The sequence below is a fragment of the Actinomadura decatromicini genome (genome assembly GCF_008121305.1).
GTDB classification, from domain to species: domain Bacteria; phylum Actinomycetota; class Actinomycetes; order Streptosporangiales; family Streptosporangiaceae; genus Spirillospora; species Spirillospora syzygii.
Map to the genome: position 1 here is coordinate 197,774 of NZ_VSRQ01000001.1, position 12,651 is coordinate 210,424.

14 protein-coding genes and 1 tRNA gene are annotated in these 12,651 nt (G+C 65.8%); 2 read left to right on the top strand and 13 right to left on the bottom strand.

The genetic code is table 11. The features are described from left to right. Positions 1-25: 25 nt before the first annotated feature. Positions 26-99: transfer RNA gene (locus tag FXF68_RS00870), tRNA-Arg, on the top strand. Between the two features lie 208 nt (positions 100-307). Here the strand turns inward: FXF68_RS00870 and FXF68_RS00875 are convergent. The 11 genes from FXF68_RS00875 to FXF68_RS00925 form a co-directional block, all read right to left on the bottom strand. Beyond that, positions 308-1,690, bottom strand: a complete 1,383-nt coding sequence (locus FXF68_RS00875; protein WP_148756906.1) for a tyrosine-type recombinase/integrase — start codon at positions 1,688-1,690, stop codon at positions 308-310. Further along, positions 1,687-1,881, bottom strand: coding sequence for a helix-turn-helix transcriptional regulator (locus tag FXF68_RS00880; RefSeq protein ID WP_067899665.1), 195 nt, complete (start codon positions 1,879-1,881; stop codon positions 1,687-1,689). Before FXF68_RS00880 ends, FXF68_RS00875 begins: the two co-directional genes overlap by 4 nt. Further along, positions 1,878-3,503 (bottom strand): replication initiator, encoded by a 1,626-nt coding sequence (locus tag FXF68_RS00885; RefSeq protein ID WP_148758125.1) that lies wholly within the window; start codon positions 3,501-3,503, stop codon positions 1,878-1,880. Before FXF68_RS00885 ends, FXF68_RS00880 begins: the two co-directional genes overlap by 4 nt. Positions 3,504-3,559: 56 nt before the next feature. Continuing rightward, entirely contained in the window at positions 3,560-5,026 is a 1,467-nt protein-coding gene (locus FXF68_RS00890; RefSeq protein WP_246178127.1) for an FtsK/SpoIIIE domain-containing protein, read from the bottom strand. An 87-nt stretch (positions 5,027-5,113) separates the two neighbouring features. Next, entirely contained in the window at positions 5,114-5,536 is a 423-nt protein-coding gene (locus FXF68_RS00895) for a plasmid replication, integration and excision activator (RefSeq protein ID WP_148756907.1), read from the bottom strand. Positions 5,537-5,661: 125 nt separating this feature from the next. Then, the gene (locus FXF68_RS00900) at positions 5,662-6,393 is read right to left on the bottom strand and encodes a GntR family transcriptional regulator (protein WP_148756908.1); all 732 of its coding nucleotides are present in this window, start codon (positions 6,391-6,393) and stop codon (positions 5,662-5,664) included. A 109-nt stretch (positions 6,394-6,502) separates the two neighbouring features. Continuing rightward, complete coding sequence (locus FXF68_RS00905; protein WP_148756909.1) at positions 6,503-6,856, bottom strand: hypothetical protein; 354 nt, start codon at positions 6,854-6,856, stop codon at positions 6,503-6,505. Further along, positions 6,856-7,074 (bottom strand): excisionase family DNA-binding protein, encoded by a 219-nt coding sequence (locus FXF68_RS00910; RefSeq protein ID WP_148758127.1) that lies wholly within the window; start codon positions 7,072-7,074, stop codon positions 6,856-6,858. The genes FXF68_RS00905 and FXF68_RS00910 overlap by 1 nt, the downstream gene beginning before the upstream one ends. Before the next feature lie 35 nt (positions 7,075-7,109). After that, on the bottom strand, positions 7,110-7,370 hold the full coding sequence (locus tag FXF68_RS00915) for a helix-turn-helix domain-containing protein (RefSeq protein ID WP_148756910.1): 261 nt from the start codon (positions 7,368-7,370) through the stop codon (positions 7,110-7,112). Next, positions 7,370-7,591, bottom strand: coding sequence for a hypothetical protein (locus tag FXF68_RS00920; protein WP_148756911.1), 222 nt, complete (start codon positions 7,589-7,591; stop codon positions 7,370-7,372). The genes FXF68_RS00915 and FXF68_RS00920 overlap by 1 nt, the downstream gene beginning before the upstream one ends. Continuing rightward, complete coding sequence (locus tag FXF68_RS00925; protein WP_148756912.1) at positions 7,588-7,950, bottom strand: ATP-binding protein; 363 nt, start codon at positions 7,948-7,950, stop codon at positions 7,588-7,590. The genes FXF68_RS00920 and FXF68_RS00925 overlap by 4 nt, the downstream gene beginning before the upstream one ends. 517 nt (positions 7,951-8,467) lie before the next feature. Here FXF68_RS00925 and FXF68_RS00930 point away from each other — a divergent pair. Continuing rightward, the gene (locus FXF68_RS00930; protein ID WP_148756913.1) at positions 8,468-9,745 is read left to right on the top strand and encodes an NsdA family TPR-like regulatory protein; all 1,278 of its coding nucleotides are present in this window, start codon (positions 8,468-8,470) and stop codon (positions 9,743-9,745) included. On the opposite strand, the gene FXF68_RS00935 is transcribed toward FXF68_RS00930, so the two are convergent. Continuing rightward, entirely contained in the window at positions 9,726-10,385 is a 660-nt protein-coding gene (locus tag FXF68_RS00935; RefSeq protein ID WP_148756914.1) for an HAD family hydrolase, read from the bottom strand. The two genes, FXF68_RS00930 and FXF68_RS00935, sit on opposite strands and share 20 nt — an antisense overlap. A 1,015-nt stretch (positions 10,386-11,400) precedes the next feature. Then, complete coding sequence (locus FXF68_RS00940) at positions 11,401-11,901, bottom strand: hypothetical protein (protein WP_148756915.1); 501 nt, start codon at positions 11,899-11,901, stop codon at positions 11,401-11,403. Positions 11,902-12,651: the final 750 nt, after the last annotated feature.

The window sequence follows — 12,651 nt, forward strand, 5'->3', positions numbered from 1 at the left end:
GTCCCGGCGTCCCGCCGGGCGCCGAGCGCCCGTAGCTCAGCTGGATAGAGCATCGGACTTCTAATCCGACGGTCGCGGGTTCGAATCCTGCCGGGCGCGCCCCCATGAACAGCAAAACCTTGCTCTGACCTGCACGAACGCCCGTCGCGGGCGGTTGCGCCGGATGCAGCCAGATGCCACCGAAGGCAGCCCCACGGTACCGTTCCCGGAATATACGCGGAATGACTTGGGGCACGTTTGCGCAGGTCAGCCCAGACGCGAAGAGAGGCCCCGGAACGATCCGGAGCCTCTCCACGGCGGTTGTCGATCATGCTGCTAGCGCGTCCTCTATGCGCTGGTTGGCGACATCCCGCTGCCCGTCTATGCACTTAGCGTAAACACGCAACATCACATCGACGCCGTGCCCGGCGCGTTCGGCCGCTTCGGGCGCATGGACGCCAGCGTTCAGCCAGAGCGACACCGCCGCATGCCGCAGGTCGTACGGCCGCGCCGCCAACGGGGACTCGACCTGATCGGGCATGAGGGCCAGGGCGCGAGCCTGCTTCCAGACTTGCGCGTACGCCGACCCGGAGAACGACCGGCCGCTACTGGTGACGAACAGCCGCCCGTCCTCAGCCGTTCCGAAGGCGTCGAGGTGCTCCCGGAGGATCGCCACCAGCTCAGGCGGGATCGGGACCGGCCGGACGGTGTCGTCCTCCCGATGCTTGAGGCCCCGATCGTCGAAGGTCTCCCCCGAGTCGGTGTACCGCTTGTTGGTCTGAGGACGGGTCTTCTTGACCGTGATCAGCCCCCAGCCGGTCGCCGGAAGTTCGCAGTCCTGACGGCGCAGCCCCGCGGCCTCAGCCGGACGAAGGCCAGCGAAGTACATGCACGCGAACATCGCCCGCAGACGAGGGCCACGCGACCGGCCGACATAGGACACCGCCGTCAGCAGCTCACGGGCCTGCGCCGGGTTCACGACGACGCGACGATCAACCGCCCCGTTCTGCTTCGGCGGACGCCACTTCACCCGATCGAGCGGATTCGCCGCGAAGTCCCCGGCTTCGACCGCGTAGCCGAGCGCATGCTTGAACACCGCCCGCTTGCGCCGGAAGGTCGAGGAAGCCGCGGGCTTTCCGTCGAGCTGGAGCGCGAGAGCCTCCAGCGCGGCCCGCGCCAACCGCGGTTCGTTCACCTCCGCAATCGGCATGGATGCCGCCTCCAGCCACCGCAGCGCCGCACCGAGGTCAGGCTGCATCGGGGGACGGCGAGCCTCCGGGACGAAGACGTGTTGCCGAAGCAAGACCCGCAGAAGCGCAGCGTCCGGCCGCCCCGGCATGTCCTTGACGAACACGAGCGTCACCGCCGTCATGGTGTCGGTGAGTCCCTCACGCGACTTGGCCGCCGCGTGTGGCCATCGCGCTTCGACGTATGCGCGCGCGAATTGCAGCCAGGTCCGAGAGGTCGCCGCTTTGAGCATGGACACCGGAAGGCCCGTGTCCATATCGAACGCCTCACCGTCCTTCGAAGCCTGCCGCAGGTCAGACAGGAAGCTCTTTGCCTGCGACGACCGTTCGAACGTCCGGGACTTCTCACGGCCGCCGACCGTCCAACGCGCGGTGTAGGAGATGACCTTGCCCGGCTTACTCGACCTCGGCCCGGCTTTGTTCGGCCGAAGCTCCCAGAGCTTGACCTTGTAGGACGTGTTCATGCGGCCTCCCGCAGCGACCAGAGCCACGCGTCGAGGTCACTTCGGTAGATGCGAATCTCCCCGTTGGGAAGCTTGATTCCAGCCGGAGCCCGACCAATCTCCCGCCACCGATAGAAGGTCCGCCGAGAGATCCCGCCGAGTTCCTCTAGAACCTGGTCGACGGTTAGAAGCTCGTCCCGCTTGCCTCTCACGCTGCCTCCCGAGTTGCCGAAAGTTCCGGAGTGGTGTTGTGGGTCGCGGCGTCGAGCTGGCGGCGCCGTTGGATGCGTTCGTTGATGAGGAGCAGGAGCCGTTGATCGGTCGGCTTCACGTCCGGGTCACCCGGCCCAGCGCGTTCCCAGATGTGCACGGCTTTCGGGTCGGCGGGGTTGGCGACGGGTATTCCGGCCTCAGCCAGCCGTGCCAGGACCCACGCCTTCCGGTCCGCCTTGTGATCGGCCAGCGTCTTACCGGACCATTTGCGGGACACCAGGACCCGGCGTCCGCCGTAGCCGAGGTGTTCGCGACGGTGTGCTTTGCCTTTGCAGAACCCAGGCGCCATCCCCTTGCGCGGGTTCTTGGGCTGCACGCCATACCGCAGCCAGTTCGCGCACGTAGGTGAGCAAGGTTCGTAGCGGAGGGCTTCGGCCATCCGGTCGACGTGTTCGCGTTGCGCGTCAGTTTGCGCCTGGTGGCATTCGGCCACGCCTTTGACCAGGTACTTGGTGAGGTAGCCGATCAGCTTGCGGGAGTGCGGGGAGTCGGTCAGGACGCCTTGCGCGTCGATCTGCCGCCCGAACCGCGCCACGTGCAACGGCTCGGCGTCCTCCTCCGTGCCGAGGGTATCCAGTGCTTCATCCCAGGTGGGCAGTACCTCGCCGGTCGCCGGGTCGAGGTAGCCGCCCCCAGGCCCGGCCGCGTCGTCCCAGACCGGGAGGTGATCCCCGGAGAACACCACACGGTCAGTCGAGGGCCACCACACCTGGTGATAGGTCGCCGCCACCACCTGGCGCAGTTCAGCGCGGGAGATCGTACCCCGGATGGCCATATGCAGGTGGGGAGCCAATCGGCGTTGGGGTTCGACGGTGGCGAAGTATTGGACGTCGTAGCCGACGAACCGGCGTAGGTTCTGCACGAACCGGTCTACGAGCTTGGAGAAGTGCAGGGCGTCCCTCGCGGCCCGCGTGTAGTCGTAGGTGGCCGGGTCGACCGGGGTTCCGTCCGAGCGCACCCGCCCGTAAGAGTCCAGGGTCAGCGTGAGGAACAGCGAGGGCCGGAACGTCTGCCCGTCCTTACCCCGGAACACCTTGCCGACCGTGCGGGAGTCGACCGGACGGCGAGGCAAGTCCGGCGCATCCTGCCTGCGTCGAGTCGATCGGGTCCGCCGGCCCCTGCCCTCATCACCGGTCTTGAGCCCGCAACGCACGCCAGAGCGTTCGATCTCGTGATCGAGGTCGCGGACAACGGCGTCCCAGAACTCCGTTCCCTCCCCGTCCGACGTCCCGTTCTCGCTCGCCTGGTCACGGGCCGCCGCCGCGTGCGCCCGCAGTTCCATCCACGCGCGTTGTTCGACGTCCGGGTCGGCGCGGGTGATGACGGGTTCCTGGGTGAGGTGCCAGCCCTGGGCACACTGCACGGCGCGGAGTTTGCGCTTGCGTTCGGCGCACGAGGGACACACCGAGGCGAGCGTGTGGCCGCACGGGACGTAGACGATGTCGCCGGTTCCGGTGGTCAGGTCCACTCGGCGCATGGGGATGGGGCGGATGCAGACGCCGTGTTCGACCGCGACCGCTTCCAGCACCCCGCGCGCCAGCGGCGGCAGTGTCTTGACCACGGGTCCGGATTCGGAACCGTCCTTGTCGGTCTGGGGTTCGTCGAGGATGGGTTGCCTCACGCCGCCCCCTCGACATCGACGTCGGGCAGGGCGAACGCGACCATGGCGCGAATGTCGTGATCAGAGACGTAGGCGGCGCGCACCCGCACCGGATCCGGGGAGGTCTCCAGCCGGACGAACCCCACCCCCGCGCCCACCTCGGGGAGCGAGGAGATCTGATCGGCCAGCGCTCCGCGGTCCCGCGCGCCGTCTCCCAGGACCATGTCGACCTGTTCGTCTTCGTCCAGGCGCAGGGCGATCCGGTCAGGGAACAGGTTGCGCAGGTTGTTGACCTCCTTGCGCGCGTCCTGCTGCGCACCGATCACGCAGTACCCAACCGACCTGCCTTGCGAGGTGAGGACGGCAAGGGCTGATTCGGCGCGCCGCCGTAGGTCGCGTTCGGGGCAGTAGGCGGTCAGGAACGCCAGCTCATCCACCACGATGACCCGGAACGGGAACTCATGCGTGGGTGTGAACGACCGGGTGAGTCCGGCGAACCGTTCGGCCCGCGCGTTCATGTCCTGGGCCGCCGCTTCGAGAAGCTCGACCATGCCGCCCTTGGGGTCGTCGCTGTAACGGCCGTACCGCTCGAACAGCGCCCGCCCGAACGACAACTCCATGCGTTTGGGGTCGATGGCCCAGACCTCCACCAGCCCGCCGAGCATGAGCGGCAGTACCGCGCGGATGGTGGACCAGATGACCGACCCCTTTCCGGCCCCGGTCGCGCCCGCGATGAGGACGTGGGTTCCCAGCAGCCGCAGCCGCCACGGCGACCCGTCCTCCTGGCGTCCGATCAGCAGGCCGGACAGGTCGACGTCGGCCGGGTCAAGGATGGGCAGGGCGGGAATCGGTTCGGCGAGGGCATCGCGGCGGACGAACTCCAGCCAGATCCGGCCCGGACGGTCCCCGTCCCGCACCCGCACCAACGACGCCCCGAACCCATGCGCCAGATTCACCGAGACCTTTTCCCATGCGTCGGGAGCCTGGCCCTTGAGCATGCGGACCAGGACGCGATCGGACGTTGGTCCGCAGCGGACGCGGACGAGGGAGGGCAGGTATTCGCGTCCCTTGTGGACCTTGGTAAGTCCGGCCGTGACGAGGACGGGTTGCCAGTCGCGCCGGTACACCGACACCCGCCGCCACCAGGACCGGGCCGGGCGGACCACCCACCGGACTGCGGACGGACGGTCCGCCACCGCCCACACGGACAGGCCCACGGCGACGAGGACCAGGAGCAGGACGGGGACGGTCCAGCCGAACCGGTAGCCCAGCCAGGCCAGCGCGGACGCGACGGAGACGGGGACGATGTTGCGGATCAGGAAGACGAGCGTCCGCACGGCCGCGCGGACGAGGTTGACGATGAGCACGAGCCCTTCGGGCATGTGCCACACCGGCGGCGCCCACTTGGGGGCCGCGAACGGGTCACGTTGGGCTTCGACCGCGACGTTCTCACCGGGGCCGAGCTTGCGGAACTCCCATGCCATGATTGGTGCACCTCTTCTTTGCGCTGTTCACAGGGAGAGATCGGGGCGGCCGGAGGTACCAGCTCCAGCCGCCCCACCTTTCTCGGGTCAGGCCGCGTCCTTGGCGGCCGTGTCCTTGCCCGCCGGGCGGCCTTGCGGTTTGTGGTTGGCCGGGCGCATCGCCGCCGCCTTGAGCGAGTAGGCGAGGCGGTTGTTCTGGCTGTTGACGTACGGCGTCACACTCAGCCCGTCGAACTCCACCGGCACGAACGGAAACCCGGTCGGGGCTTCGGGCATGATCGGCTGGACGGGCGCGGTCAGCTTGACCTTGAACGTGCCCTTGGCCGCCGGGTCGGCGTCCAGCACCTCCACCGCCCAGACCAGTTCGCCCGACTCCTTGTCGCGGGCCTGGACGAAGTTCTCGCGGGTCGACCGGTCGAAGTCCCGCACCGGCTCGACGCCGCCCTTGATGAACGCCCCGAACGGGAACACATCCCCGAACGCGACCTTGAACGGACCCTGCACTGCCATGACGATCACTCCTGTTTGCTTGATCCTGTGAGCGACAACTCGTCTTATCGAGTTGCCGTACAAGGAATGTACCTCGCTCGGAACGAATCGCTAGGGGTGTAAGTCGACTTATCGAGTGATCTGTGTCACAAGGTGTAGCTGTCTTCCAGGACGTGCAGCGACCCCGGAAGTGTGACCTCCACGACTAGGACGGTCCGCCCGGACGAGTCCTCCACCGAGCCCAGCACCGACAACACCGGCTCACCCTCGCCCAACTCCAGCGCCGCGCGCTCCTCCTCGGTCGCCCGGCGAGCCCGCAGCCGCTCGCGCACGCGAGACAGCCGCTCCTTGCCCGCAGCGGCCAGCAGTTCGCGGACCGGGACCGTCAACGGCCCCTCTTGGTCGAGCCCGGCCGTACGTGCGACATCCAGCGGCGCCCACAACGACACCAGCTCACTGGCGATCGAGTCATACAACCCGACATAGCGCCGCAGGTGAATCGGCGCGGACTCCGCCAGCCCCAACAGCAACGCGACCTGATTGGGGGCGGGGCGACGCCCGGTCTCCAGCACCCGCACCGATGCCCCGGTCTCCTGACGATCCAGCACGGCCAATCCGGGCCGGTTGCTGTCAGAGGCCCGCGAGGACGGGCGAGCTTTCACGAACGTGCCGCGTCCGTGCTCGCGCTGGAGTTCGCCGAGCAACTGCATCTCGTTCAACGCGCGGACCACGGTCGGGCGCGCGGCCCCGAACTCCCGCCCGAGCGCCGTCTCCGAGGGGATCTGCGAGCCGACAGGGTAGGTTCCGTCCTCGATCCGGCGACGCAACGTCTCGATGATCCGGACGTACTTCGGGGCGTACATGGCGTCATCCGACATGAGGACCTGCTAACAGCTCGACAACACGAGTTACACAAGCAAACCAGACGTCCCCGGCAATGTCACGCCCACCCCCAGTCCACGACCAGGCAGTTCTACACCCTCACGCCTAGCCGCTGGCCACTTGCAGGACGCCGAGACAACCACGCGAGACCAGATGGAACGCCGCCAACAACACCTCATGCCCCACGCTCACGTCCAAGAGTGCAGCATCCAACTCGGCCACCCATTCCGGCGGGTGAAGCGGGGCCTCCTGCCGGGCGTGCCGCTGGACGTCCGAAGCCCTGCCCTTGAGGAACTTGGTCACGTCCGCCACGTCTTCGATCACCTGGGCCAGCGACTCCAGCGCCATCGCCACCTCCAGCAACCCAAGCCGCTCCAACCCACCGCGACCGGCCAGCTTGTTCACACCATCGGACCACGCCGCCAGCAAATCAAGCTGGTCCTGCATCTCACTGCCCATCACACACCCCCGTCCACGCGCTCTGGCCGTACGGTCCGCCGTGCGCCCACCTTGCGCGGGCCCCACGCACCACCGTTCTTGACGTACTCGACCTGCTCACGGGAGAACCGGCGCTCATCGCCCGGCGTGCGAACGCACGACAAGTTCCCGACCAACGCCCACCGCGAAACCGTCCGGACGTGCACACGAAACACCTCGGCCACCTCATGCGGACGCATCAACTGCCCGGAACCGAAATCCCACCCATCGACGATCACGACGTCTCCCCGTCAAGACCGCTGGGCCCCGCATGCGGGGCGGTCGGGGCCAAGCTGTCGGGGTTGTTCATGAAGTGCTCGATCTGCTCACGGCTGAACCGTCGTATTCCGCCCAGGGTCCGGACGCAGGAAAGCCGTCCCTCATCGGCCCAGCGCGCCACGGTCGCAGGACCGACCCGAAACATGTCGGCCACCTCGCCGGGGGAAAGAAGCTGACCGGGCCCGAAATCCCAGCCGTCGACTCGCACATTGGGCATCAGGGGGTTTTCCTCTGGTTGAACGCCACCACCGGTGGCGGGGGGAGTTGGGGGGATTGCTCGTCATGGATGGACAGAACCAACCGGGCGTGCTGGACGCGGTCGGTCGCCTGCTTGCGTTCCTCGTCCGGGACGGGGAGCTTCGCCGAGAGCCAGGGGCCGTATGTGCGCAACACGGCGAGCTGATACCAGGCGTCGACCGTCACAGCATCAGGGCTCATGAGGCGGTCCATTCGGCGTAGACGACCTTCCCGCCCTCCGGCCCACACCACACCCCGACGTGTGCGGCCAACTCCGCGATGACCGCGATACCCCGGCCCCCGTCGCCAACGGCGGTCTGCTCGGTCAGGACGGGCAGGTTCGCGGCGTCGGCGTCCCACACCTCCACCGCGTACACACCGCCCACCGAATAGGCGCGCACCCCGATCACCTCGGTCTTGGCATGCCGGATCGCATTGGTTGCCAACTCCGACGCCACGACCCGAACGTCATCGAGATCGACCGGCCACCCGGCCGCGATCTGACCAACGTGATCACGGGCCCGCTTGGCACTCGCACCTTCAACGGCCAGAAAGATCATCTGCCGTCAGCCTCCCAGCGGCACGAAACGGCAGCATTCGCACGTCCGCGCCTTAGCCCTGGATAGAAGCGGGCCCGGCGACACGAAGCCTCAACCGGTACCGTCCGGTCGCTCCTGGGGGCGAGCAACCAAACCCGGTCCCCCCACTCCACGCCGCCGGACCCGCAGCCCTGTCACGCGACAGCAGCCGGATCGATCCCTTGGCACTCGGCGCACCGCTCCCGCCGCCGCTCCGGACCACGACGAGCAGAACCACGCCGCATCACCAGCAGATCGACCCGGGACGACACCCAGGACCACCCGCGGCCGCCGCAGTGCTCACACCCGCTGTCCGCCTGCTTGTCTCGCATGACGCCAAGGCTCCCGCCATGCAACGTCCTATAGAAGGTCCTGCAAGGGACTTGAATAGGACTCTTAAAGGACGTACGCATGCGTTAGACGGGTCACAGTGTCTAGTCAGGGCCCATATGCGAGCTAGAGTCGGACTCAAAGCGGACTCACAGCGGAGGGAACGACGATGCCGCGCCCAGCAGGCAACACACGGCTAAAGGCAGCCCGCCAGCACGCCGGATACGCATCTCAGCAGGCACTTGCCGACGCCATGACGGCGACGGCCCCCTTGCTGGGCTTGGGCAACATCCAGATCAGCGCCCGCCAGATACGACGGTGGGAATCAGCCTCCCCGCCGTGGCCCCGCGCCGACCACCAGCGCCTCTTGGTCCACATCCTGAAACTGCCCATCGAGGAACTGGGCTTCACCCCGCCCTGGGAGACAGCCGACGCTTCCGCCCCTTCACGGCCGATCACCCCTGCTCCCGCCGTCACCGGCCAGGGCACCGGTGCCACGCTTCCACTCCCCAAGGCCAACGCCGCCGTCCAGCCGCCCACGGTCGGAGCCGACTTCGCCGCCATCAACGGCGCATTGCGCCGCCTGTACTTCTCCGTCCAGCCCGCCCAGCTCCACCCCGCCGTGGTCGAGCACACCAAGCTAGGCACGCATCTCCTCGCCGAGACCACCGGCGTCCCGCGGACCATCCTCGCCACCGCACTCGCCGAGTCCCTGCTCCTGGTCGGCCGCATCGAGTTCTTCGACCTACGCCAGCCCGAAGACGCCGACGCCTCCTATGTCCGCGCGCTCCAAGCGGCCGGAGAAGCCGACGACCCGCTGTTGGGCGCCGCAATCCTCGCCCACGCCGCATTCATCCCCGGATGGGACGGCCGACGCGACGAAGCCACCGAACGCATGCGCGCCGCCCGCACCTACGCCCGACGCGGCACCGCACCCGCCGAGTTCCAAGCATGGCTGGACGCCGTCGAAGCCGAATGCGAAACCCGATGCGGCCACCCCCGCCAAGCTCTACGCCTCATCGACCACGCCGAGCGCATGCTCACCGAGAGCACCGGCCAGCCGGCCCCCGACTGGTTCAACTGGTTCTCGCCGATCAGCCTGGCCTCATTTAAGGGAGACACCCAGCTCAAAGCCGGTCAGCCCGCCCAGGCCAAGGCCACCCTCCTCGGCGTCCTGGAGGCGATCGGCGACACCAACGCCAAACAGCGCACTGTCATCCTCGGCGACCTGGCCGCCGTCGAAGTCGCCCAGAACAACCCCGAGGCCGCATGCTCCTACGCCGAGCAGGCCCTAGACCAACTCGCCGTCACTTGGTACGCCACCGGCATGGACCGCATCCACGACGTCCGCCGCGCCCTGCAGCCATGGGCCGACACCGACCACGTCCGCCGCCTGGACGACCGCCTGTACGGATGGCAGACCACCCTCAGCGCCCTGCAGCGTTGAACTCAGCGACCCGGCCCGGAAGCTCGGCCAGAGAATCAATCCGCATCGTCGGAACACGGTCGGCTTCCGGGTCGTCCTGCTGGATGATCCCCCACGGCCCCCGCCGGATCAGCGCCGTCTGCAACCCCACCTCAGCCGCGGGCATGATGTCGTTGTCCAGCCGGTCACCCACGTACAGCACTTCCCCGGCATCACACGGCGCAGCCTCCACCACACACCGGAAGAACCCCGGATCAGGCTTGGACACACCCCAGTCATCCGACGTCGCGACCATGTCGCACGGCAGCTCCAACGACCGCAAGATGCCCCCGGCCCGCACCGTCTGATTCCCCGCGATCCCCACCCACAGCCCATCACCCCGAAGCTTGGCCAGCGCCGGACGCGCGTCCGGGTACAAGTCCTCTTCCCCGAACGTCTCAGGCCGCCCAGCCCTCACCCGCTCCTCACGCTGCCCCGTCAGGTCAAACCCCGGCGCGAACACCTGGAACGTCTCCCGGTAGTCCAGCCCCCGAGCAATCACCGCCCCGAACATCGCCGAGAACGTATGCCGAGGCACCCCCAACCAGTCAGCCCACGTCCCATACTCCCGAGACTCATCAACCAGACACTCACCCACATCAAACACAACAGCCCGGATCATGCCCGCCACCCTACGACCAGGCCCCCAACTCGACCCCACCCAGCCAAACATGAAACCCCGGATCGACAAGCAGGATCCCCACGCTTTCAAGGGCACTCGCCAGGCGGGGCCGCAGCCAGTCAATGCGGTTGGGCGCGCGGCTTCCTTAGTCCGGTTCCGCCGTACCGTGAAGGACCGCCATCCTAGGCTGCCTCTTCAAGGCAATGGGTCACTCGTCAAAGTTGGCGAGGTAAGCGGCAGGGCCCCGATCTCTACTCAGGATCCAACAGCCGAGCAGAGACGACCGCATCCTCACCGAGCAGTGTAATAAACCACCGCTCTCGGTCCAGATGGATAAGGTCTTTTCGGTCAAGCCCCTTAAGAGTTCGGCGGAGATTCGTTCGCATGGAGGGGCGAATCCATAGGCTCAACTCATCGACAGTAGCACCTGTCGCTCCACGCCAATAGAGAAGTGCCAAACAGAAGTCAGATGCCCGGAGATCACGAAGGATCCTCGGTACGCCATTGAACATCTGAATTACTGGCACCTCTTTATTGATGAGGTCCGTAATTATTCTATGCGCCTCATCGGGTGAGACCTTATGAAAGAGTCGGACGAGTTCAGCTAGAACCCACTCCATATTGTGCACAACGAGCGTTGCATCCTGCAGATTTGGGTCTATACCGTCTGCCAAATGGGCAGCATCACGCTTATTTCTCATATCATAGATTAAGCGTAGCGTTCGGGGGATATGAAGCCGAACACTATCGTTGCTAGGGCTGTTTTCAAGCATTGTCATCATACGATCCACACTAGGCAGCGTTTTGCCCATGGGGACGTATGATCCTGAACTAGTCCACTGGAGTATACGAAATACTACTTCAGTGAACCGGCCGCCCTCGATCATGTTTGGCCGCAGATCCGACCGATAGAAACGTTGCTTCGCCTCAGAGAAAGCCGCTAGAAGTTCCCTGCTAAGTTCCGGAGGCACTCCAGCCTGTTGAAAGCTCTGCTCAATTTCTGCAAGGCCAGCGGTCATCGAGGTAGACCAAGGAGACTGCTAACTTTTTCAATACCTTCACGGGACAGTTTATACGCCTTCCCGTCCTTGAATACCCTCTTTGCAGCGAGGTTATTCTTGAGCGATTGAGAGGGATTGGAGATCTTTATTCCCTGGTCAATCAACAGCTTGTTGGCGTCGGCTGTAGAAAAAGTACTGTTGGCGCTTCGTTTTGAGACGTAGAAGCCAGCGATAAGAATCTGATCTGTTCCGCTAGCCCCACGAGGGAGGCGATGAATGGCCTCTCCGAACTCAGGCAGCTCCGCCTCGGCGCGGGTACCCTGATCATCAGAGGCGACATTCGCACCGGTCTGAATCGAGTTGTCTGCAGACACAAAGCTTTGCAACATCGATTCGGGAAGCTTCTCCAGCATTTGCCTTACCGTGTCCTTGTACTGAGCGATGAACGCTTCGGACCCCTCGACTTCAAATTCACCGCTAGCCAGCGAAATGCGCAATCTTGCGTCTGAGGTCACGTTTCCCCCTCCCCCGCGACCTCCCTCGATCGCGGTCCACTACAACGTAGGGGGATAGTATGCGCCGGACTTCGCCAGGGTGCAAACAGAGAGACCTGCAGTTCGAACTAATGAACGAATACCGCAGCTTCATGCTGCCTCAGGTCAACCGTGTCGCCGTGCCCCCTTCGCACTGACGCCCTATATGATCAATTTCTTATTGACCAGGCGAAATTAGCCTTGCATCACTGCTTCTACTCGTGGAATCACGGTGTAGGTTAGGGCGATTCAAGATCGTCGTCCTTGACATGTCATCGTGAGTGGCCAAAGACGGTCAAGCGGACCTGCTTCGAGCATGTCTCCCGCAGGTCAAAACGTGCGCTCTCCGAGTGATCTGTCGTATCGTCTCGCCGTTGGTACGGGAGTGTGGTGCTGGCCAGGAGAGTTGTGGAGACACTCCAGGACAACCCTGATCTTGTTTCGGATCGAACCCGCTGCCGAATTGGGCTGTTTGGGATCAAGGGGCGGCGGCGCTCAGGCCGCTGGCGCGGCCCCGCGCCTGGCCGCCCGGAGCGTGCGGCGTGGGCGCCGGTCACCGGACGGCCGCGCCGGGCCGCGCATCGCTGCGTGGCTGGCCCTTCTGCCCGGCCGCCCGCTCCGCTCGGGGTCGCACCGCCGCCCAAGCCCGAACCTCGTCCGTCGCGCAAGAGCCCCGTCATCAACCAGCACCAGGGCATGTCCCCTGGTTGAGCATTGCGACAGTCGCCAGGA